Origin of the sequence: Sphingopyxis sp., assembly GCF_016704835.1 — a bacterium.
In the GTDB taxonomy this organism is placed as follows: Bacteria; Pseudomonadota; Alphaproteobacteria; order Sphingomonadales; family Sphingomonadaceae; genus Sphingopyxis.
Map to the genome: position 1 here is coordinate 263,984 of NZ_JADIZJ010000002.1, position 20,697 is coordinate 284,680.

Annotated in this window: 20 protein-coding genes and 1 pseudogene; 20 read left to right on the top strand and 1 reads right to left on the bottom strand. The window is 62.8% G+C overall.

Going from position 1 to position 20,697, the window contains the following annotated elements; all coding sequences use genetic code 11:
* Positions 1 to 136: 136 nt before the first annotated feature.
* The 3 genes from IPF76_RS09085 (at position 137) to IPF76_RS09095 (ending at position 3,530) form a co-directional block, all read left to right on the top strand.
* The gene (locus tag IPF76_RS09085; protein ID WP_293842716.1) at positions 137 to 1,966 is read left to right on the top strand and encodes an oligopeptide transporter, OPT family; all 1,830 of its coding nucleotides are present in this window, start codon (positions 137 to 139) and stop codon (positions 1,964 to 1,966) included.
* A gap of 109 nt (positions 1,967 to 2,075) precedes the next feature.
* Positions 2,076 to 2,639: an elongation factor P gene (gene efp / locus IPF76_RS09090; protein ID WP_293697112.1), complete on the top strand. Its 564-nt coding sequence runs from the start codon at positions 2,076 to 2,078 to the stop codon at positions 2,637 to 2,639.
* Between the two features lie 99 nt (positions 2,640 to 2,738).
* Entirely contained in the window at positions 2,739 to 3,530 is a 792-nt protein-coding gene (locus IPF76_RS09095) for an inositol monophosphatase family protein (RefSeq protein ID WP_293842718.1), read from the top strand.
* 49 nt (positions 3,531 to 3,579) lie between these two features.
* Here the strand turns inward: IPF76_RS09095 and IPF76_RS09100 are convergent, their stop codons facing one another.
* Positions 3,580 to 4,062, bottom strand: a complete 483-nt coding sequence (locus IPF76_RS09100; RefSeq protein ID WP_293842720.1) for a YbjN domain-containing protein — start codon at positions 4,060 to 4,062, stop codon at positions 3,580 to 3,582.
* Between the two features lie 228 nt (positions 4,063 to 4,290).
* Here IPF76_RS09100 and IPF76_RS09105 point away from each other — a divergent pair, with 228 nt between their 5' ends.
* The 17 genes and pseudogenes from IPF76_RS09105 to IPF76_RS09185 all read left to right on the top strand — a co-directional run bounded on the left by IPF76_RS09105 (position 4,291) and on the right by IPF76_RS09185 (position 20,696).
* Entirely contained in the window at positions 4,291 to 4,665 is a 375-nt protein-coding gene (locus tag IPF76_RS09105; RefSeq protein WP_088441761.1) for an NADH-quinone oxidoreductase subunit A, read from the top strand.
* Between the two features lie 29 nt (positions 4,666 to 4,694).
* Complete coding sequence (locus tag IPF76_RS09110) at positions 4,695 to 5,216, top strand: NADH-quinone oxidoreductase subunit B (RefSeq protein ID WP_293842847.1); 522 nt, start codon at positions 4,695 to 4,697, stop codon at positions 5,214 to 5,216.
* Positions 5,216 to 6,118, top strand: coding sequence for an NADH-quinone oxidoreductase subunit C (locus IPF76_RS09115; RefSeq protein ID WP_293842722.1), 903 nt, complete (start codon positions 5,216 to 5,218; stop codon positions 6,116 to 6,118). Before IPF76_RS09110 ends, IPF76_RS09115 begins: the two co-directional genes overlap by 1 nt.
* A gap of 35 nt (positions 6,119 to 6,153) precedes the next feature.
* Positions 6,154 to 7,371: an NADH-quinone oxidoreductase subunit D gene (locus tag IPF76_RS09120; RefSeq protein ID WP_293842849.1), complete on the top strand. Its 1,218-nt coding sequence runs from the start codon at positions 6,154 to 6,156 to the stop codon at positions 7,369 to 7,371.
* Between the two features lie 297 nt (positions 7,372 to 7,668).
* Entirely contained in the window at positions 7,669 to 8,337 is a 669-nt protein-coding gene (locus IPF76_RS09125; RefSeq protein WP_293842756.1) for an NAD(P)H-dependent oxidoreductase subunit E, read from the top strand.
* A gap of 1 nt (position 8,338) precedes the next feature.
* A complete protein-coding gene (gene nuoF, locus IPF76_RS09130) occupies positions 8,339 to 9,631 on the top strand; it encodes an NADH-quinone oxidoreductase subunit NuoF (protein ID WP_293842758.1) in 1,293 nt (430 codons plus the stop codon).
* The gene (locus tag IPF76_RS09135) at positions 9,628 to 10,359 is read left to right on the top strand and encodes a hypothetical protein (protein ID WP_293842760.1); all 732 of its coding nucleotides are present in this window, start codon (positions 9,628 to 9,630) and stop codon (positions 10,357 to 10,359) included. The genes nuoF and IPF76_RS09135 overlap by 4 nt, the downstream gene beginning before the upstream one ends.
* The gene (nuoG, locus tag IPF76_RS09140; protein ID WP_293842762.1) at positions 10,352 to 12,364 is read left to right on the top strand and encodes an NADH-quinone oxidoreductase subunit NuoG; all 2,013 of its coding nucleotides are present in this window, start codon (positions 10,352 to 10,354) and stop codon (positions 12,362 to 12,364) included. The genes IPF76_RS09135 and nuoG overlap by 8 nt, the downstream gene beginning before the upstream one ends.
* Positions 12,361 to 12,501 carry a hypothetical protein gene (locus tag IPF76_RS09145; protein WP_293842764.1) on the top strand — a complete coding sequence of 47 codons (141 nt, stop codon included), beginning with the start codon at positions 12,361 to 12,363 and terminating at the stop codon, positions 12,499 to 12,501. The genes nuoG and IPF76_RS09145 overlap by 4 nt, the downstream gene beginning before the upstream one ends.
* Positions 12,498 to 13,547 (top strand): NADH-quinone oxidoreductase subunit NuoH, encoded by a 1,050-nt coding sequence (gene nuoH / locus IPF76_RS09150; protein WP_293842766.1) that lies wholly within the window; start codon positions 12,498 to 12,500, stop codon positions 13,545 to 13,547. Before IPF76_RS09145 ends, nuoH begins: the two co-directional genes overlap by 4 nt.
* Positions 13,544 to 14,032 (top strand): NADH-quinone oxidoreductase subunit NuoI, encoded by a 489-nt coding sequence (nuoI, locus tag IPF76_RS09155; RefSeq protein WP_293842768.1) that lies wholly within the window; start codon positions 13,544 to 13,546, stop codon positions 14,030 to 14,032. Before nuoH ends, nuoI begins: the two co-directional genes overlap by 4 nt.
* 12 nt (positions 14,033 to 14,044) lie before the next feature.
* The gene (locus tag IPF76_RS09160) at positions 14,045 to 14,656 is read left to right on the top strand and encodes an NADH-quinone oxidoreductase subunit J (RefSeq protein WP_293842770.1); all 612 of its coding nucleotides are present in this window, start codon (positions 14,045 to 14,047) and stop codon (positions 14,654 to 14,656) included.
* Positions 14,653 to 14,958, top strand: a complete 306-nt coding sequence (gene nuoK, locus IPF76_RS09165; RefSeq protein WP_260583119.1) for an NADH-quinone oxidoreductase subunit NuoK — start codon at positions 14,653 to 14,655, stop codon at positions 14,956 to 14,958. The genes IPF76_RS09160 and nuoK overlap by 4 nt, the downstream gene beginning before the upstream one ends.
* A 4-nt stretch (positions 14,959 to 14,962) precedes the next feature.
* Positions 14,963 to 16,991, top strand: a pseudogene (gene nuoL, locus IPF76_RS09170) (NADH-quinone oxidoreductase subunit L).
* Positions 16,988 to 18,541, top strand: a complete 1,554-nt coding sequence (locus IPF76_RS09175; RefSeq protein ID WP_293842772.1) for an NADH-quinone oxidoreductase subunit M — start codon at positions 16,988 to 16,990, stop codon at positions 18,539 to 18,541. The pseudogene nuoL and the gene IPF76_RS09175 overlap by 4 nt, the downstream one beginning before the upstream one ends.
* On the top strand, positions 18,538 to 19,971 hold the full coding sequence (gene nuoN / locus IPF76_RS09180) for an NADH-quinone oxidoreductase subunit NuoN (RefSeq protein ID WP_293842774.1): 1,434 nt from the start codon (positions 18,538 to 18,540) through the stop codon (positions 19,969 to 19,971). Before IPF76_RS09175 ends, nuoN begins: the two co-directional genes overlap by 4 nt.
* Complete coding sequence (locus tag IPF76_RS09185; protein WP_293842776.1) at positions 19,893 to 20,696, top strand: biotin--[acetyl-CoA-carboxylase] ligase; 804 nt, start codon at positions 19,893 to 19,895, stop codon at positions 20,694 to 20,696. Before nuoN ends, IPF76_RS09185 begins: the two co-directional genes overlap by 79 nt.
* The last annotated feature ends 1 nt before the right edge of the window (position 20,697 follow it).

A 20,697-nucleotide genomic window follows, 5' to 3' on the forward strand; every position in this document is an offset into this window, starting at 1 on the left:
CTGATATGCCGCGAACGAATGCCCCCATATTGGATCGATGCGTCAAATCAGCTTCGGTTCGTCGCCTTTTGGCTTGCGGCGCTTTTGACTTGCATGCGACGCGGCGTATCGCAACACGGCGGGCGGGGAGATAATTATGACCGAGATCACCACGGCGACCGCACGCGGTCGCGAACTGACGCTCCGCGCGATCATCCTTGGCGGCGTGCTCACGCTGATGTTCACCGCCGCAAACGTCTATCTGGGACTGAAGGTCGGGCTGACCTTTGCCACCTCGATTCCCGCCGCGGTGATATCGATGGCGCTGCTGCGCTATATGGCCGGATCGACGATCCTCGAGAATAATATCGTCCAGACCATCGCGAGCGCTGCGGGCACGCTGGCGGCGATCATCTTCGTCCTGCCGGGTTTGGTGATGGTCGGGTACTGGCAGGGATTTCCGATGCTGGAGACCACAGCAATCACCATGCTCGGCGGGATTTTGGGGGTGTTGTTCTCGGTGCCGCTGCGCCGCGCGCTCGTGGTCGATTCGGACCTGCCCTATCCCGAGGGCCGCGCCGCCGCCGAAGTGCTGCAGGTCGGGGCGGCCAGCGCCGAGGGGGCCGAGGAAAACAAGGCGGGCTTGTCGGCGCTGCTGTGGAACTCGATCGTTGCGGCGGGCTTTACGCTGCTCACCCAGATGAAGCTGGCGGGCGCCGAAGTCGCGCGCTGGTTCGCTGTCGGCAGCGGCGCGACGGGTATTGCCGGGGGGCTGGCGTTTGCGCTGTTCGGAGTCGGGCACCTCGTCGGCCTGTCGGTCGGCATGGCGCAGCTCGTCGGCCTCGTGACCGGCTGGTGGGTGCTGCTGCCCATCCTGACGCAAGGCGGACCGGGGGATCCCGAGACGCTGGCAAACACCGTGTTCCGCGCCGATGTGCGTTTCTTTGGCGCCGGCGTTATCGCGGTCTCGGCGATCTGGACGCTGATCCGGATCGCCGGCCCAGTGCTGGGCGGTATTCGGTCGGCGATGGCGGCGAGCCGCGCGCGGCAAGGCGGCGCGGCGATGGCGATTGAGGAACAGGATATCTCGATCAAATGGGTGTTCGGCGGATCGCTGGCGCTGATGCTGCCGATCGGCTGGCTGCTGTGGGCCGAACTTGCGGGCGGGCCGCTCGCGGGATCGTCGATGATCCTGGTCGCGGGTGCGATCCTGTTCATTATCATTGTCGGGCTGATGATCGCCTCGGTCACCGGCTATATGGCTGGCCTGATCGGCGCATCGAACTCGCCGGTGTCGGGGATCGGTATCCTCGCGATCATCGCCTCGTCGCTGCTCCTACTTGGGCTGCTCGGTCGTGGCGGCGGAGAGGCCGAGATCGACGCGATGGTCGCTTATGCGCTGATCGTGACGGGTCTCGTGTTCGGCATCGCCACAATCTCCAACGACAATCTTCAAGATCTGAAAACGGGCCAGCTGGTCGGGGCGACGCCGTGGAAACAGCAAGTTGCGCTCATCATCGGTGTGATATTCGGCTCACTGATCGTCCCGCCCGTGCTCAATGTGCTCAACGAAACTGTTGGGTTTGTCGGCGTCCCCGGCGCCGGACCGAACGCGCTGGCCGCACCGCAAGCGGGGCTCATCTCTTCGCTGGCGCATATCGGGATCTACTTGCCGATGGCGGTGATATTGCCGGTGGTAATCGGCGCGGTCGGCGGCTGGTTTTATGACCGCTGGGCGGCGAAGCGCCCGAACGCCAGTTTTGCCCACCGCATGGGCGTGCTGACCGCGACGGGGATGATCGTCGGCGAAAGCCTGCTCGGGGTGCTCTACGCCGGGATTGTCGCGGGCAGCGGCAGCGATGCGCCGCTGGCAGTGGTGGGCGAGGGCTATGCACCCTTTGCACCGTGGATCGGGCTTTTCCTGTTCGGTGGGCTTGTGTGGGCCAGCTATCGGCGCACGCGTCGGCTCGTCGTCGCCACCCCCTGATGCTGCGGCTTGCCCTCCGCCGCGTCCGCGGCTAAAGGCGCGCACCTGATACCGATGCCCTGCGCGGCGCCGGTCTGCTCTTTCCATCCTTGAACAGCGAGTGTGCGCGATGAAAATCACCGGCGTTGAAATCCGTCCCGGCAATATTATCGAATTTGAAAAGGGGATATGGAAGGTCACCAAGATCCAGCACACCCAGCCGGGCAAGGGCGGCGCCTATATGCAGGTCGAAGCCAAGAACCTGATCGACGGCCGCAAGCTCAACAACCGCTTCCGCAGCGCGGATACGGTCGAAAAGGTGCGCCTCGATACCAAGGATTTCCAGTTCCTCTATGCCGAGGGCGAGGATCTGGTGTTCATGGACAAAGACAGTTTCGAGCAGATCAACATATCCAAGGATGTCGTCGGCGACGCGCATGAATTCCTGCAGGACGGGATGGACGTCGTGCTCGAGCTTTGGGAAGAGCGCCCGATCTCGGTCGAACTGCCCGAAACGATCGAAGCGACGATCGTCGAAGCCGACGCGGTGGTGAAGGGGCAGACCGCCTCGTCGTCATACAAGCCCGCGATCCTCGACAATGGCGTGCGCGTGATGGTGCCGCCGCATATCACCAGCGGAACCAAGATCGTCGTGCATGTGTACGACCGAGAATATGTCCGCCGCGCCGACTGATCTGAAATCCCGCCGCCGCGAGATTCGGGCGGGTGGAAGACGCTTTCCGACCCTCAAGCGGGAGAAAATGGGGAGGCCATATCCGGCATCATCACCGTCATGGAACGCGCCGCGCGCAAGGCGGGCACGAAGCTGCGCCGCGACTTCGGCGAGATCGAACATTTGCAGGTTTCGCAAAAGGGACCGGCTGATTTCGTGTCGAAGGCCGATCAGGCCGCCGAACGGACGCTTTATGATGAACTCGGCCGCGACCGTCCGGGCTGGGGCTTTGTGCTTGAAGAGGGCGGGGTGATCGAGGGCGAACCCGGCAAGCCGCGCTTCATCATCGACCCGCTCGACGGCACCTCGAACTTCCTTCACGCGATCCCGCATTTCGCGATTTCGATCGCGGTGCAGGAACCGAAGATCGGCGGCGGCTGGGGCGACATCACCTCGTGCCTGATCTATCAGCCGGTCACAGACGAAAGCTATTGGGCCGAGCGCGGCCGTGGTGCGTGGCTGCACGACCGCCGCCTGCGCGTCGCGTCGCGTCGTAACCTAAACGAATGCCTGATTTCGACCGGCATTCCGTTCATGGGCCATGGCAATATGCCGCAGTGGAGCCGCATTTTCGGCGCCGTCGCCCCCGAAGTCGCCGGCATCCGCCGCTTCGGCGCCGCCAGCCTTGATCTCGCGTGGGTCGCGGCGGGGCGTTACGACGGGTTTTGGGAAAGCGACCTGAAGATTTGGGACGTTGCCGCCGGCATGCTGCTGGTGCGCGAAGCCGGCGGCTTCGTCAGCGATTTTCGCGGCGGTGACCGCGCGATCGAGCGCAGCGAATTCATCGCGGGCAGCGCTGCGGTGCATTCGAAGCTGCAAAAGCTGGTCGCGGGCGCGCTGCGCAACGTGTAATCCTATTCGTCATCCCGGCCTTCGCCGGGATGACGTTCCAAGGGTGCGCTCACTTCTCAAACACATACTCGCGGAAACTGTCCATCAGTGTCGCCCAGGTGTTGAAAGTTTCGCCGACATTTTCGCGCGGGATGCCCGCGAAATCGAGGTCGACGTCCATTTCGAGCACGGGATCGCCCTCGTCATCCTTGTACGCGCGGGCGAAGCGCTTGTCCTTGTTCCACTTGTTGAGCTTGTCGAGCGAGACGTCCGTGGCGTCGCTGAAACCCATGTAATATTGCAGCGTCTTGCACTTCTTGCCCTCGTCGCAGTTCATGAACAGCACGAGGAACTTCAGGCCGTTGCGATTGCTCTCGATATAGGGATCGTCGCCCGGCTTGGCGACGATCGTTGCGGGCCAGCCCTGCGACTCGACGATTGCCTCGATCGTCGCCGGATCGGCGGCGCTGACGAGTTCGGCGTGGGCGGGCGTCGCCGCGAGCACGGCGGATGCGCCAAAGGCAAAGGCGGCGCGCGTGGCAAATGATCTCATGAAACTCCCCCTCTTTGAACCGCGGTCAAAATCACCCCCGAAAGCGCCGGATTGACCTCACTTCCTGTGGCGTATCACAGCGATAGGCGCCGTCACCAGCGGCGTTTGTGCTTTTGGTCACTTGGCGCATGAAAATCATGCCCGCGGCGCTTGCGACGGGCGGCATGCTGGCCTAAAGCGCCCGCATAAACGGGTGGCAAACACCTCAAAACAAGACTGCGAGCTCCCATGGTCGATCTGACGCAATATCTGCCGATCCTGATATTCCTGGTCATTGCGGTCGGGTTGTCGTCGGCGTTCGTGTTCCTGCCGATGGGCGTGGCGCGCTTGACCGGGGCGCACAAGCCCGACCCGGCGAAGCTGACCGAATATGAATGCGGTTTTCCGGCGTTCGAAGACGCGCGCAGCCAGTTCGACGTGCGCTTTTATCTCGTCGCGATCCTGTTCATCATCTTCGACCTTGAAGCCGCGTTCCTGTTTCCTTGGGCAGTCAGCCTGGAAGAAATCGGCTGGGCCGGTTGGGCCACGATGATGATATTCCTCGCCGAGCTTGCGATCGGCCTCGTCTATGCATGGAAGAAAGGGGCGTTGGACTGGGAATGAGCAGCTCGATCATCCTGCCGCCCGGCCAGATGCCGGTTGCCCCGGGGGCCAACCCCGACATGGCGTATTTCGACGACCTCAACAGCGAGGTCGGCGACAAGGGCTTTCTCGTGACCTCGACCGAGGATCTGTTCAACTGGGCGCGCACCGGCTCGCTCTGGTGGATGACCTTTGGTCTCGCATGCTGCGCGGTCGAGATGATCCACGTCAACATGCCGCGCTATGACATGGAACGCTTTGGCGCTGCGCCGCGCGCTAGCCCGCGCCAGTCCGACGTGATGATCGTCGCGGGCACGCTGTGCAACAAGATGGCTCCGGCGCTGCGCCGCGTTTACGATCAGATGTCGAACCCGAAATATGTGATTTCGATGGGCAGCTGCGCGAATGGCGGCGGCTATTATCACTACAGCTATTCGGTGGTGCGTGGCTGCGATCGCATCGTCCCTGTGGACATTTATGTTCCCGGCTGCCCGCCGACTGCCGAAGCCTTGCTTTACGGCGTGATGCAGTTGCAGCGGAAAATCCGCCGCGTTGGGACGATCGAACGCTGATGGCCCACGCCGCTCCCCTGATTTCGCCGCGCGCGACGCTGGCGGCCGAGCTGAAGCAGCTGCTCGGCACCGATCTGCTCGCGCATGATTTTGCCGCCGACGAAGACAGCATCACGGTGGATCGCGATGCAATCGCGGGGGTGATGATCGCGCTTCGTGACAATCTCGAATACCAGCAGATGATGGAGATCGCCGGAGTCGATTACCCCGAGCGTGCCGAGCGGTTCGAGGTCGTCTATCACCTGCTCAGCGTGACACGGAATCACCGCTTGCGCGTTCGCGTGTCGACCGATGAGGCGACGCCGGTGCCGACGATCGTTCCGGTGTGGCCGAACGCCGGCTGGCTAGAACGCGAAGTGTTCGACATGTATGGGGTGCTGTTCGCCGGCAATCCCGACCTGCGCCGCATCCTGACCGACTATGGTTTTCAGGGGCATCCGCAGCGCAAGGACTTTCCGCTGACCGGCTATATCGAGCTGCGTTACAGCGAAGAAGACAAGCGCGTTGTTTATGAGCCTGTGAAGCTGGCGCAGGATTTCCGCAACTTCGACTTTCTCTCACCCTGGGAAGGCGCCGATTATGTGCTGCCGGGCGACGAGAAGGCTGGCGGCACTGGCGAGGCGCCGGGCAAGGGCGCGCCGACGCCGATGACCGCGCAAGAAGTGAAGGCGTCGGACGACAAGGCGAAAGCTTCACCCCCGCCGACCCCCAAGACGACCGACAGCCCGGCGCAGACGGGCGCGGGCGCCAAGGTCAACAAGGCCGCGTCGAAAACGAGCCGCGACGGTGCGAAATCCAAAGTCGCGACCAAAGAGGCGAAGACGCCCGCGACGTCCAAGGCCGAAAAGGCGCCCGCCAAGCCGCGCGCGCCGCGCAAGCCCAAGACGGGAGGTGACGCATGACCGACACCCCGACGATCCGCCACCATGGCGGCGACATGTTCGAAGGCTATCCTGTCGATACCGCGAATACGGCGGGCGATCAGGCGGTCACCAACTACACGATCAACTTCGGCCCGCAGCATCCGGCGGCGCACGGCGTCTTGCGCCTCGTGCTCGAGCTGGACGGCGAGATTATCGAGCGCGTCGATCCGCACGTCGGCCTGCTGCACCGCGGCACCGAAAAACTGATCGAGTATAAGACCTATTTGCAGGCGCTGCCCTATTTTGACCGGCTCGACTATTGCTCGCCGCTCGGCATGGAGCACAGCTATGTGCTCGCGATCGAAAAGCTGCTCGACCTCGAAGTTCCGGCGCGCGCGCAGTACCTTCGCACGATGTTCGCCGAGCTGACGCGCATCTGCAATCACATGCTCAACATCGGGTCGCACGTCATGGACGTCGGCGCGATGACGCCGAACCTGTGGGTGTTCGAGCTGCGCGAGGATTGCCTGAACTTCTTCGAGCGCGCCTCGGGTGCGCGCATGCACAGCGCCTATTTCCGCCCGGGCGGGGTCCATCAGGATGTTCCCGAAAAGCTGCTTGTCGACATCGGCGAGTGGGTCGAAACGCGGCTGCCGAAGCTGTTCGGCGACGCGATGAGCCTCGTCATCGACAACCGCATCTTCAAACAGCGCAACGTCGACATCGCGACGGTGAGCAAGGAAGATGCGCTGGCGTGGGGCTTCTCGGGTCCGATGATCCGCGGCAGCGGCATCGCGTGGGATCTGCGCAAGTCGCAGCCCTATGACGCCTATGCCGCGATGGAATTCGACATTCCCGTTGGCACCCGCGGCGATTGCTACGACCGCTTCATGGTGCGCGTCGAGGAAGTGTATCAGTCGGCGAAGATCATCAAACAGTGCCTGCGCGACATGCCCACCGGCCCGATCGCCAGCCTGGACCGCAAGATTGTCCCGCCGAAGCGCGGCGAGATGAAGCAGTCGATGGAATCGCTGATCCATCATTTCAAGCTTTACACCGAGGGCTTCCACGTTCCCGCGGGCGAAGTCTATGTCGCGACCGAAAGCCCCAAGGGCGAATTCGGCGTCTATCTGGTCAGCGACGGCACCAACAAGCCGTACCGCTGCAAGATCCGCCCGACGGCGTTTTCGCATCTGCAGGCGATGGACATGATGTCGAAGGGTCACATGCTCGCGGACACCACCGCAATTATCGGCGCGATTGACGTCGTGTTCGGGGAGTGTGACCGGTGAGCGCGCGCTCTGATCCTGGCGTCGGGCGGCAAGGCTCAACGGATGCGCCGATCACCCGGAAACCAAGCGGCAAGTTGCGCGTGACACGGGAATCGCCCTCTGCGCGGGTAGTTGTTCCGCGCTGACGGCAGTGCAGTCTTGAAGCCGAGGACCCTGCGCCAGCTTGGACGAGCACGGCAACGCACGCGTATCTTTGGCAATGCGGTGCGGCAACAGGCCTGGTGCTCAACTCGCTTTTGTAGATGTGGCTCCGGCGAGATCGAACCGTTGGTGAAGCGCCCGATGGCACGGTGATCAATGGCTGACGCACCCCAAATCCCCGACGAAGCCGAAACCCGCGCGCGCTGGGGCGCTTTTGCGTGGACGGCCGAAAATGCCGCGAAGGCGAAGGCGGTCATCGCGCGCTATCCCGCGGGGCGCCAGCGCTCGGCGGTGATGCCGCTGCTCGACCTTGCGCAACGCCAGGTCGGCGCGGAGACGCAGACGCAGGGCTGGCTACCCGTGCCGGTGATCGAATATGTCGCGGCGCAGCTCGATATGCCGTTCATGCGCGCCTATGAAGTCGCATCCTTCTACACCATGTACAATCTCGTCCCTGTCGGTCGTTACCATGTGCAGGTCTGCGGCACGACGCCATGCCTGCTGCGCGGGTCGGACGATGTCATGGCCGCGTGCAAGAATCGCGGCATGACCAAGGGCAAGACCACGCCCGACGGGCTTTTCACGCTGACCGAGGTCGAATGCATGGGCACCTGCACCAACGCGCCGATGGTCCAGATCAACGACGATAATTACGAAGATCTTGATTTTGACCGCATGGCCGCGATCCTCGATGCGCTGGCCGCGGGCGAGACGCCGAAGGCGGGGACCCAGATTGCGGGGCGTCATACGAGCGAGCCCGAGGGCGGCCCGACGACACTGAAAGAGATGGTGAAGTCCAACCACGACTATCGGAAGGAGTGGTGACATGAGCCTTCAGGATAAGGATCGCATCTTCACCAACATCTATGGCTTCCAGCCGTGGAACCTGAAGTCGGCACAGATGCGCGGCGATTGGGACAAGACCAAGGATCTGATGAAGCGCGGCCAGGACGCGATCATCGAAGAGATCAAGGCGTCGGGGCTGCGCGGCCGCGGCGGCGCGGGCTTCCCGACCGGGCTGAAGTGGAGCTTCATGCCGAAGGAGCCGCGCGCCGACCGCCCGAGCTTCCTGGTAATCAACGCCGATGAATCCGAACCCGGTTCGTGCAAGGACCGCGAAATCATCCGTCACGATCCGCACAAGCTGATCGAGGGTGCGCTGATCGCGGGCTTCGCGATGCGTGCGCGCGCCGCGTACATCTACATCCGCGGCGAGTTCATCCGCGAGGCCGAGACGCTCTTCGCCGCGGTGCAGGAGGCGTATGACGCGGGCCTGCTCGGCAAGAATGCCGCGAAATCGGGCTATGACTTCGACGTCTTCGTCCATCGCGGCGCCGGCGCCTATATCTGCGGCGAAGAAACCGCGATGATCGAAAGCCTGGAGGGCAAGAAGGGCCAGCCGCGCCTGAAACCGCCGTTCCCGGCGGGCGCGGGCCTTTATGGTTGCCCGACGACGGTCAACAATGTCGAAAGCATTGCGGTCGTCCCGACGATCCTGCGCCGTGGCGCGCCGTGGTTCTCGTCCTTTGGGCGCGAGAACAACAAGGGCACCAAGCTGTTCCAGATCAGCGGCCATGTGAATACGCCGTGCGTTGTCGAGGAAGAGATGAGCATTCCCTTCCGCGAGCTGATCGACAAGCATTGCGGCGGCATTCGCGGTGGCTGGGACAATCTGCTCGCCGTCATCCCCGGCGGATCGTCGGTGCCGCTGGTTCCCGCCGCCGAGATCATGGACGCGCCGATGGATTTCGACGGGCTGAAAGCCGTCGGATCGGGCCTCGGCACCGCCGCCGCGATCGTGATGGACAAGTCGACCGACGTGGTCCAGGCGATCAGCCGGATCAGCTATTTCTACAAGCATGAAAGCTGCGGCCAGTGCACGCCGTGCCGCGAAGGCACCGGATGGATGTGGCGCGTGATGGAACGCCTGCGCATCGGCGACGCCGACATCAGCGAGATCGACACGCTCTATGACGTGACCAAGCAGGTCGAAGGCCACACCATCTGCGCGCTCGGCGATGCCGCGGCGTGGCCGATCCAGGGCCTGATCAAGCATTTCCGCCCCGAACTGGAGCGGCGTATTCGCGACAATGGTGGCGTGCTGGAGGCAGCCGAGTGAAGTTGGCTTCGTTCCGATTGGCGGGGTTTGCCTGCGTCGCGATGGTTGCATTGCAGCTATCGACTCCTGCTGGCGCCCAGCAGGGATCGCATCTGCATGAGCCGGAGGCGCCCAATGTGCCGCTCGTCGCCGATAACGCCGCAAAACAGCGCGAAATCGTGATGAAATCCTTTGCGGATTGCGTCGTCGACAGCGCGCGTGCGCGTCGTCTGGCGCGCGAATTCATCGCTATGGATCCGCAGTCGGAGGAAGCCGGAAAATTTGGCGACAAAGTCACCGAGCCGGGTTGCTTGCCGAAAGTCGGGCAAACGAAATATGCGTCGAGGCTGGCGTTTACCCCGTTTCTTTTTCGGTATGAGCTGTTTGGCGCTCTTTATCGTAAAACCTATCGCGATGCCCCGAGCGCGGCCCTCAAGGCTTTGCCGGTACGCGATTACGCAAAAGAATTCGCGTCCGGCACCGTCCCGAACACGATTCTATCGCTGCGGCAGTTCGGCGACTGCGTAGCGCGCATCGCACCGGCGGAAAGCCATAGCTTGGTGATGTCCGACATCTATACCGCCGAGGAAAATAACGCGATTACGGCGGTATTGCCAAATTTGCAGGCCTGTATGCCGCCAGGGCAGAGCGTAAGCTTCGGACGAGGAATCCTGCGCGGTGCTCTGGCCGAGGGGCTGTATCGCCTGCGCGAGATCGGCAATTTATCTGAAAGTTCCGATAATGCCTAAAGTCACCGTAGATGGCGTAGAAATCGACGTCCCGCAGGGCGCGACCGTTCTGCAGGCGTGCGAGATGGCGGGGAAGGAAATTCCGCGCTTCTGCTACCATGAGCGGCTGTCGATCGCCGGCAATTGCCGCATGTGCCTGGTCGAGGTCGCCCCGGGGCCGCCGAAGCCGCAGGCGTCGTGCGCGCTGCCGACCGCCGAGGGGCAGGTGATCAAGACCGATAGCCCGATGGTGAAGAAGGCGCGCGAAGGGGTGATGGAGTTCCTGCTCATCAACCACCCGCTCGACTGCCCGATCTGCGACCAGGGCGGCGAATGCGACCTGCAGGATCAGAGCATCGCCTATGGCCGCGGCGCGACGCGCTATGACGAGAATAAGCGCGCCGTCACCGAGAAATATATGGGCCCGATCGTCAAGACGCAGATGAACCGCTGCATCCAGTGCACGCGCTGCGTCCGCTTTGCCGAGGAAGTTGCCGGGGTCGAAGATATCGGCGCGATCGGGCGCGGCGAGAATATGCAGATCACCTCCTATCTGGAGCATGCAGTCGCGAGCGAGCTTTCGGGCAATATCGTCGATCTATGCCCGGTGGGCGCGCTGACCAGCAAGCCTTATGCGTTCGAGGCGCGTCCGTGGGAGCTGACCAAAACGCTCGGCATCGACATGATGGACGCGGTCGGCACCAATGTCCGCATCGACAGCCGCGGGCGGCAGGTGCTGCGCGTGCTGCCGCGGATCAACGACGATGTGAACGAGGAATGGGCGAGCGACAAGACGCGCCACCATGTCGATGGCCTGACCCGACGCCGTCTCGACCGGCCTTATGTCCGCAAGGACGGCCAGCTGGTCGAAGCGACGTGGGCGGAGGCATTCGAGGCGATCAAGGCGGTGAACGCCGGCAAGTCGGTCGCCGCGATCGCGGGCGACATGGCCGATTGCGAGACGATGTTTGCCGCCAAGGCGCTGATCAATGCGCTCGGTTCTACCTTGCTGGAAGGACGCCAGACCGGGCTCGACTATGATGTCAGCAGCCTGTCGGCGGTCAATTTCAACACCGGTATCGCCGAGGCCGAAAATGCCGATATGATCCTGCTGATCGGCGCGAATCTGCGCTGGGAAGCGCCGCTGATCAATACGCGCATCCGCAAGGCGGTGTGGAAGAAGGGCGCGAAGGTTTTTGCGATCGGGCCCGAGAAGGACCAGACGTATAAGGTCGCATGGCTCGGCGACGACGCCTCGCTCGTCGCCAAGCTGCCCGCGGCGGCGCTTGACGCGCTCAAGGGCGCCGAACGCCCGCTGATCATCGTCGGCGGCGGCGGCCTCGCGGTTCCCGGCATCCATGGTGCGGCGCTGGCGCTCGCCAAGTCGGTGAACGCGGTCAAGGACGGCTGGAACGGCTTTTCGGTCGTCCATATGGCGGCGAGCCGCATGGGCGGGCTGATGCTCGGCTATGCGCAGCCCGGCGGGATCAAGGATATTGTCGCGGCGAAGCCGAAGCTGGCCTTCTTCCTCGGCGCCGACGAGGTTGATTTTACCGACTTTGCCAAGACGCTGAAGGTCTATGTCGGCCATCATGGCGACAAGGGCGCGCATGCCGCCGACGTCATCCTGCCCGCCGCGGCGTGGACCGAAAAGGACTTCACCACGGTCAACACTGAGGGCCGGGTCCAGCGCAGCGAAAAGGCAGTATTCGCACCGGGCGACGCGCGTGAGGATTGGAGCATTTTCCGGGCTTTGGCCGATACGCTGGGCGTGTCGCTTGGCTTCGACAGCTTCGACGCATGCCGCGCCGCGATGATTGCGGCGGTTCCGGCGCTCGGGGTCGAAGGCGTTGCCGATTACGGCTGGTCAGCGTCGAAGCTGCCCGCCAAACCCGAGGCACGTGCGATCCCGTCGCCGATCCAGGATTTTTACCTCACCAATGCCATCTGCCGCGCGTCACCGACGATGCAGCGCTGCTCGGACGAAATCCTCCATGGCGGTGAATATGCGGAGGCCGCGGAATGACCCCGGTACATGCGATCGCCAGCGTGCTGCTGGCCGGGATGAGCTTTGCCGTCTGGCGCGGCTTTAATCCGCGCAACAAGTCCGAGAAGCCCGGGCCGCATAACGACTGGCGGAACCAGGACGGGACGCGGAAATGACCGAGACTTTCATCTCTTGGGGTATGGACCCAAACTGGGCGTGGGGTGTCGCAACCGTCGCGGGCATCCTGCTGATCGCGTTGCCACTGATGCTAGCGGTCGCGATGATCATCTATGCCGACCGCAAGATCTGGGCGGCGATCGCGCTGCGCCGCGGGCCGAATGTCGTCGGTCCCTTCGGCCTGCTGCAAAGCTTTGCCGACGGGCTGAAAGTGTTCCTGCAGGAGACGATCATCCCGACGGGCGCGAACCGCGGGCTGTTCCTGATTGCGCCGATCATCACCTTCACTGTGGCGCTGATGGCGTGGGCGGTGATCCCGTTCAATTCGGGCGCGGTGCTCGCCGACATCAACGTCGGGCTGCTCTACATCCTCGCGATTTCGTCGCTCGGGGTTTACGGCGTCATCCTGTCGGGCTGGGCGTCGAACTCGAAATATCCCTTCTTTTCGGCGATGCGCGCTTCGGCGCAGATGATTTCCTATGAAGTCTCGATCGGCTTTATCCTGATCGGCGTCGTGCTCTTTGCCGACAGCTTCAACATGAACGAGATCGTCAAGGCGCAGCAGGGCCACGGGCTCGGCATCGTCAACGCTTTCGGCTTTAACCTGCTGCTCTTCCCGCTCGCGGTGATGTTCCTGATCTCGTCGCTGGCCGAAACCGCGCGCGCGCCGTTCGACCTCACCGAAGCCGAAAGCGAGCTTGTGGCGGGCTATCAGACCGAATATTCGTCGATGGCCTTCGCGCTGTTCTGGCTCGGCGAATATGCCAATGTGCTCCTGATGTGCACGCTCAACGCGGTGCTGTTCTGGGGCGGCTGGCTGCCGCCGCTCAACGTCGACCTGATCCCGTGGTTCGACATCCCGGGCTGGGTGTGGCTGTTCGGCAAGATCCTGTTCTTCTTCTTCATCTTCAGCTGGGTGAAGGCGACCGTCCCGCGCTACCGCTATGACCAGCTGATGCGGCTGGGCTGGAAAATCTTCCTGCCGATTTCGCTGCTCTGGATCTTCCTGATTTCGGGCTGGCTGATGCTGACGAGGTACTCATGACTTCCATCGCCCACCTCATCAAAAGCTTCACGCTGTGGGAGTTCGTCAAAGCTCATTGGCTGACCTTGAAGTATTTCTTCAAGCCGAAGGCGACGATCAACTATCCGTTCGAGAAGAACCCGCTGAGCCCGCGGTTCCGCGGCGAGCATGCGCTGCGCCGTTATCCGAACGGCGAGGAACGCTGCATCGCGTGCAAGCTGTGCGAAGCGGTGTGTCCGGCGCAGGCGATCACCATCGAGGCCGAACCGCGCGAAGACGGCTCGCGCCGCACGACGCGCTACGACATCGACATGACCAAATGCATCTATTGCGGCTTCTGTCAGGAAGCGTGCCCGGTCGATGCCGTGGTCGAGGGGCCGAACTTCGAATATGCGACCGAAACGCGCGAAGAACTGCTCTATGACAAGGCCAAGCTGCTCGCCAATGGCGACAAATGGGAACGCGCGATCGCGGCAAATCTTGCCGCCGACGCGCCCTATCGATAAGGGCGCGCGCACATGATCCAATACATTGCCTTCTGGCTCTTTGCCTCCATGGTCATCGCCTCTGCGACGATGGTCATTCTGGCGCGCAATCCTGTCCACAGCGTCATGTGGCTGATCCTCGCTTTCTTCAACGCGGCGGGATTGATGCTGCTCGCGGGCGCCGAGTTTATCGCGATGCTGCTCGTCATCGTTTATGTCGGCGCGGTCGCGGTGCTGTTCCTGTTCGTCGTGATGATGCTCAACATCGATTTCGCCGAATTGCGCGCCGGTTTCGTGCGCTATCTGCCGCTCGGCGCGCTGGTGGCGATCATCCTTGCGGTCGAACTCATCGTCGCGGGTGCAGCATGGAGCGCGGGCAAGGTCGACCTCGCCGCGCGCGCCGCGCCGGCGGTGACCGACAGGAGCAATATCCAGCAGATCGGCGAACTGCTCTACACGCGCTATATCTTCCTGTTCGAAGCGGCGGGCATCGTCCTGCTGGTCGCGATGATCGGCGCGATCGTGCTGACGCATCGTCAGCGCGGCGGGGTGCGAACGCAGAATATCTCGCTGCAGAACCAGCGCCGCCCGCAGGACGCGACGCGACTGGTCGATCCGGGCGTCGGGCAGGGGATGGAACTGTGATTTCGGTCGGCCATTATCTTGCCGTTTCGGCGGTGCTGTTCACGCTCGGCGTGCTCGGTATCTTCATCAACCGCAAGAATATCATCGTCATCCTGATGGCGATCGAGCTGATCCTGCTCGCGGTGAACATCAACCTCGTCGCGTTCAGCGCCGCGCTGAACGATCTCGTTGGACAGGTGTTCGCGATGTTCGTGTTGACCGTGGCGGCGGGCGAGGCCGCGATCGGGCTTGCCATTCTTGTGATTTATTTCCGCGGCCGCGGCACCATTGCGGTCGACGACGCCAACCGGATGAAGGGGTAAGCCGGTGATTCAGGCGATCGTTTTCCTGCCGCTGTTCGCGGCGCTTGTCGCAGGGCTGGGTCAGCGGGCTATCGGCCCCTTTGCGTCGAAGCTGATCACCACGGGCGCGCTGTTCACAAGTGCCGCGCTCAGCTGGCCGATCTTCCTGTCGTTTGTAATGGGAACCGGCGAAGCGGGCGTGACACCGGTGCTGCACTGGGTGTCGTCGGGCGCGCTCCAGTTCAACTGGGAGCTGCGCGTCGATGCGCTGACCGCGGTCATGCTCGTCGTCATCACGACGGTGTCGGCGCTCGTCCACCTCTATAGCTGGGGCTATATGGAGGAAGACCCGGACCAGCCGCGCTTCTTCGCCTATCTCTCGCTCTTCACCTTCGCGATGCTAATGCTCGTGACCGCGAACAACCTGGTGCAGATGTTCTTCGGCTGGGAAGGCGTCGGTCTCGCCTCCTATCTGCTGATCGGTTTCTGGTACAAGAAGCCGAGCGCCAACGCCGCGGCGATCAAGGCGTTTGTCGTCAACCGCGTCGGCGATCTGGGCTTCATGCTCGGTATCTTCGGTACCTTCCTGGTGTTCGGCACCGTCTCGATCCCGGAGATTCTGGCAGCCGCACCGGGCATGGCGGGTTCGACGATCAGCTTCATGGGCATGCGTCTCGACACGATGACGATCCTGTGTCTGCTGCTGTTTATCGGCGCGATGGGCAAGTCGGCGCAGCTCGGCCTGCACACCTGGCTTCCCGACGCGATGGAAGGCCCGACCCCGGTGTCGGCGCTGATCCACGCCGCGACGATGGTCACCGCGGGCGTCTTCATGGTCTGCCGCCTCTCGCCGATGTTTGAGACGAGCGAAGTCGCGCAAGGCGTCGTGATGTTCGTTGGCGCCGCGACCTGCTTCTTCGCCGCGACCGTCGCGACGACGCAGTGGGACATCAAGCGTGTCATCGCCTATTCGACCTGTTCGCAGCTCGGTTACATGTTCTTCGCCGCGGGCGCGGGCGCTTATGGCGCCGCGATGTTCCACCTGTTCACGCACGCGTTTTTCAAGGCTTTGCTGTTCCTTGGCGCCGGTTCGGTCATCCATGCGATGCACCATGAGCAGGACATGCGCTATTACGGCAATCTGCGGAAATCCATCCCGATCACCTATTGGGCGATGATGCTTGGTACGCTGGCAATCACCGGTGTCGGTATCGCAGGCGTTGCGGGTTTTGCCGGCTTCTATTCGAAGGACGGCATCCTCGAGGCTGCGTTCGCGAGCGGCGGCGGCGGCGTTGTCGCCTTCTGGGTCGGCATTTTTGTGGCCTTCCTCACCAGCTTCTATTCGTGGCGCCTCGTCTTCCTGACCTTTCACGGCAAGGCGCGCTGGGAGCAGAGCGAGCATATCCAGCATGTGGTGCACGACGACCATGGCCATGACGATCATGCGCACGCCGATCATCACCATGACGCGCACAGCGATGGCACCGCGGGCTATCACCCGCATGAAAGCCCGATCACGATGCTGATCCCGCTGGTCGTGCTGTCGATCGGCGCGGTGTTCGCGGGCATCGCCTTCCACCATCCGTTTATCTACCCCGAAGAGGGGCTAGCGTTCTGGAACGGCAGCATCGCGTTCGACGAACATCTGATGCACGCCGCGCACGAAGTGCCTTTGTGGGTCAAATGGACTCCATTTACGGTGATGGCGATCGGCCTGTTCCTCGCGTGGAACAGCTATATCCGCAACACGACTTTGCCGGGGCGTTTCGTGGCGCAGTTCAAGCTGCTCCACCGGTTCCTGTTCAACAAATGGTATTTCGACGAGCTCTACCACATCGTTTTCGTCAAACCGGCGTTCGCAATTGGCCGCTTCTTCTGGAAGCGCGGCGATGAGCAGACTATCGACCGCTTCGGTCCCGATGGCATGGCGGCGCTCGTCGCGGGGGACCCGTCTCGCGGTGCGGCTGCAATCGGGTTATGTTTATGGATATGCATTTGTGATGCTGCTCGGGCTTGTCGGCCTCGCCAGCTGGGCCATGGTGAAGTTCCTGTGAGCAGTTTCCCGATCCTTTCGCTGATGCTCGCGGCCCCCGCGCTCGCCGCCGTCGCCTGTCTCTTCGTTAGCGACAAGACGGCGCGGTGGGTTGCGCTCGGCGCCACGCTGGTCACCTTCGTCCTCGGCTGTGTGATGTGGGATCAGTTCGACATCGGCGGGCCGCAGTGGCAGTTCACCGAGCGCGCCGACCTGTTCGGCCGTTTCCAGTGGGCGCTCGGCATCGACGGTATGGCGCTGATGCTCATCATGCTCAGCGTCTTCCTGATGCCGCTCTGCATCCTCGCCAGCTGGGACGCGATCAAGAGCCGTGTCGGGCTCTACATGGCGATGTTCCTCGTCATGGAAACGATCATGATCGGCGTGTTCTGCGCCCAAGATTTGCTGCTGTTCTACATCTTCTTCGAGGCTGGCCTGATCCCGATGTATTTCATCATCGGTATCTGGGGCGGCGCGAACCGCAAATATGCGGCGTATAAATTCTTCCTCTATACGCTGCTCGGTTCGGTGCTAATGCTGATCGCGATCATTGCGATGATCGCCGAAGCCGGCACGACCGATATCCCGACGCTGCTGAATTATGACTTCCCGCTGGCGATGCAGACGTGGCTGTGGCTCGCCTTCTTCGCTAGCCTTGCGGTCAAGATGCCGATGTGGCCGGTCCACACCTGGCTTCCCGACGCGCACGTTCAGGCGCCGACCGCAGGCTCGATGATCCTGGCGGGTGTGCTGCTCAAGCTCGGCGCCTATGGCTTCATCCGCTTCATGATGCCGATGTTCCCCGATGCGTCGGCGCAGCTGATGTGGATCGTTTTCGGCCTGTCGATGATTGCAGTGGTTTACACCAGTCTGGTCGCGCTGGCGCAGAGCGACATGAAGAAGCTGATCGCCTATTCGTCGGTCGCGCACATGGCGATCGTCACCGCAGGCCTGTTCGCATTCAACCAGCAGGGCATCGAAGGCGCGCTGATCATCATGCTCAGCCATGGTGTCGTCTCGGCCGCGCTCTTCTTCTGCGTCGGCGTGATCTACGATCGACTCCACACGCGCGAGATCGACCGTTACGGCGGCCTCGCCGTCAACATGCCGGCCTATGCGCTGTTCTTCATGCTGTTCACCATGGCGTCGATCGGTCTGCCGGGCACCAGCGGTTTCGTCGGCGAGTTCCTGAGCCTCGCAGGCATCTATGAAGCCTCAAGCTGGGTCGCCTTCGTGTGCACCACCGGCATCATCCTCGGCGCCGCCTATATGCTCTACCTCTACCGCCGCGTCGTATTCGGCGAACTGACCAAGGACGATGTGAAGGCGATGCCCGACCTCAACGCGCGCGAATGGACGATCATGGTGCCGCTGGCGGCCGTGGCGCTGTGGATGGGCGTCTATCCCGAAAGCTTCCTCGCGCCGATGCGCGGCGATGTAACAACAGTCGTCGCGCGGCTCGCTCCGGCCAAGCCTGCCGGCGACGCGCATCTTGCCGCCGGCAAGGCCAAACCCGCCAAGGCGCAGGATGAAACCGCCCACGGATCGAGCCACGCGGGAGGCGTCCAATGACCGCCGATCTCGCGCTCATCTGGCCCGAACTGATCCTGACGATCGGCGGGCTCATCACGCTGATGCTTGGAACCTTCCTGGGCGACCGTCAGGTCGGCATCTATCAGCTCAGCTCGCTGCTCACGCTTGCCGCCGCTGCGGCGGCGGTGGTCGCGCTGTTCGGCATCGATACCACGGTCTTCTCGGGCACGCTTTCGGTCGACAGTTTCGGCGGTTTCGCCAAACTGCTGATCTACGCCGCAAGCTTCGTCTGCATCATTATCGCGCCGCGCTTCTTTACCGGCGGGATGCGTGCCGAGTATCCGACGCTGATCCTCTTCGCCGCGCTCGGCATGGGGATCATGGCCTCGTCGCGCGACCTGATGACGCTCTATGTCGGACTCGAGCTCAACAGCCTTGCCGCTTATGTGCTCGCCAGTTTCATGCGCACCGACGAGCGGTCGACCGAAGCGGGTCTCAAATATTTCGTCCTCGGCGCTCTCGCGTCGGGCATGCTTCTTTACGGCATCTCGCTGCTTTACGGTTTCACCGGGACAACCGATTTCACCGGGATTGCAGCGACCCTTGGCGGCGAACTCAACATCGGGCTGATCTTCGGCATTGTGTTTGTCCTCGCTGGCCTCGGCTTCAAGATCAGTGCCGTGCCGTTCCACATGTGGACGCCCGACGTCTACGAAGGCGCGCCCACGCCGGTGACGACCTTCTTCGCCACGGCGCCGAAGGTGGCGGCGATGGCGCTGATGACGCGCGTCGTCATCGACGCGATGGGCCCCGCGATCGGCGCGTGGCAGCAGATCGTGATCTTCCTGTCGCTCGCCTCGATCATTCTCGGCGCGGTCGGCGCGATCGGACAAAAAAATATCAAGCGACTGCTTGCCTATTCGTCGATCAACAATGTCGGCTTCATGCTGATCGGCCTCGCTGCCGGCACGCAGCAGGGAGTCGAGGGTGTGCTGACCTATCTGCTCGTCTATGTCGTCACAACGCTGGGCGCCTTCCTCGTCGTGCTCCAGCTGCGCGATGCCGACGGCAACCAGATCGAGAGCATACCGGCACTCGCCGGCCTGTCGCAGCGGCGACCCGGCCTGGCCGCGGCCATGGCGGTGTTCATGTTCAGCCTTGCGGGCATCCCGCCGCTGTTCGGCTTCTGGCCGAAATATCTGGTGTTCGAGGCCGCGGTGGACGCCAACCTCGTGCCGCTGGCGGTCGCGGGTATCGTCGCCTCGGTGATCGGCGCCTTCTATTATATTGCGATCATCAAGATGATGTATTTCGACGATAAATCGGACACCGAAATCCCGGCGAGCGGCGGCGTTATCGTCGAGGATGCGGTCATCACCGCAAGCGCGCTTTGGCTCTCGGTCATTGGCTACCTCTTCATTCCTGTGCTGGCGGTCGTATCGGCCAGCGCCGCGGCGGTGCTGTTCTGATACCGCCGATCGAGCGGATAGCGCAGACAGGTTCGACCAATGCCGACCTGCTGGCGCGGCTGGCAGGCGGTGAGCATGTCGGCGAGGGCCATTGGCTGATCGCCGACCGCCAGACCGCCGGGCGCGGGCGGCTCGGGCGCGGCTGGAACGACGGGCCGGGCAACTTCATGGGTTCGACCGCGGTTCATCTGACCATTGGCGACCCGTCACCCTCGACGCTGGCGCTGGTCGCCGGAGTTGCGCTGGCCAAGACCGTTGCTGCGCTCGCACCGGACATCAATGCGCAGCTCAAATGGCCGAACGACCTGCTGATCAATGGCGCGAAATGCGCGGGCATATTGATGGAACGCGCCGGCAATTCTGTCGTGATCGGCATCGGCGTCAACCTGGTTGCCGCCCCTCAATTGGTCGATCGTCCAACGGCGACGCTTGCGGGCGAGGGGGCGTCGCTCGACCGCGATCATTTTGCCAACGCGCTCGGCATTGCGATGATCGACGCACTGTGGACCTGGCGGCAGGAAGGGGTCGCCAGCATCGTCCGTGCCTGGTTGCCGTTGGCACACCCCCTTGGTACGCCGCTACGCGTTTCCGAGCAGGGTATCGACGGGACTTTTGACGGCGTTGCCGACGACGGCGCGCTGCGCTTGCGCGTGGCGGGCGGGGAGACCATGCTGATCCATGCTGGCGATGTCGAACTGCGCCGTCCCGTCGAGGAAGAGAAATAAG

Excerpts from the sequence above, each read along its gene's own strand:
- IPF76_RS09115 (WP_293842722.1), top strand. The coding sequence starts at position 5,216 with ATGGCCCACGCCGCTCCCCTGATTTCGCCGCGCGCGACGCTGGCGGCC.
- IPF76_RS09100 (WP_293842720.1), bottom strand. The coding sequence starts at position 4,062 with ATGAGATCATTTGCCACGCGCGCCGCCTTTGCCTTTGGCGCATCCGCC.
- IPF76_RS09085 (WP_293842716.1), top strand. The coding sequence starts at position 137 with ATGACCGAGATCACCACGGCGACCGCACGCGGTCGCGAACTGACGCTC.
- nuoF (WP_293842758.1), top strand. The coding sequence starts at position 8,339 with ATGAGCCTTCAGGATAAGGATCGCATCTTCACCAACATCTATGGCTTC.
- IPF76_RS09160 (WP_293842770.1), top strand. The coding sequence starts at position 14,045 with ATGATCCAATACATTGCCTTCTGGCTCTTTGCCTCCATGGTCATCGCC.
- IPF76_RS09095 (WP_293842718.1), top strand. The coding sequence starts at position 2,739 with ATGGAACGCGCCGCGCGCAAGGCGGGCACGAAGCTGCGCCGCGACTTC.
- efp (WP_293697112.1), top strand. The coding sequence starts at position 2,076 with ATGAAAATCACCGGCGTTGAAATCCGTCCCGGCAATATTATCGAATTT.
- nuoI (WP_293842768.1), top strand. The coding sequence starts at position 13,544 with ATGACTTCCATCGCCCACCTCATCAAAAGCTTCACGCTGTGGGAGTTC.
- IPF76_RS09110 (WP_293842847.1), top strand. The coding sequence starts at position 4,695 with ATGCCGGTTGCCCCGGGGGCCAACCCCGACATGGCGTATTTCGACGAC.
- IPF76_RS09120 (WP_293842849.1), top strand. The coding sequence starts at position 6,154 with ATGTTCGAAGGCTATCCTGTCGATACCGCGAATACGGCGGGCGATCAG.
- nuoH (WP_293842766.1), top strand. The coding sequence starts at position 12,498 with ATGACCGAGACTTTCATCTCTTGGGGTATGGACCCAAACTGGGCGTGG.
- IPF76_RS09125 (WP_293842756.1), top strand. The coding sequence starts at position 7,669 with ATGGCTGACGCACCCCAAATCCCCGACGAAGCCGAAACCCGCGCGCGC.
- nuoG (WP_293842762.1), top strand. The coding sequence starts at position 10,352 with ATGCCTAAAGTCACCGTAGATGGCGTAGAAATCGACGTCCCGCAGGGC.
- IPF76_RS09105 (WP_088441761.1), top strand. The coding sequence starts at position 4,291 with ATGGTCGATCTGACGCAATATCTGCCGATCCTGATATTCCTGGTCATT.
- nuoN (WP_293842774.1), top strand. The coding sequence starts at position 18,538 with ATGACCGCCGATCTCGCGCTCATCTGGCCCGAACTGATCCTGACGATC.
- IPF76_RS09145 (WP_293842764.1), top strand. The coding sequence starts at position 12,361 with ATGACCCCGGTACATGCGATCGCCAGCGTGCTGCTGGCCGGGATGAGC.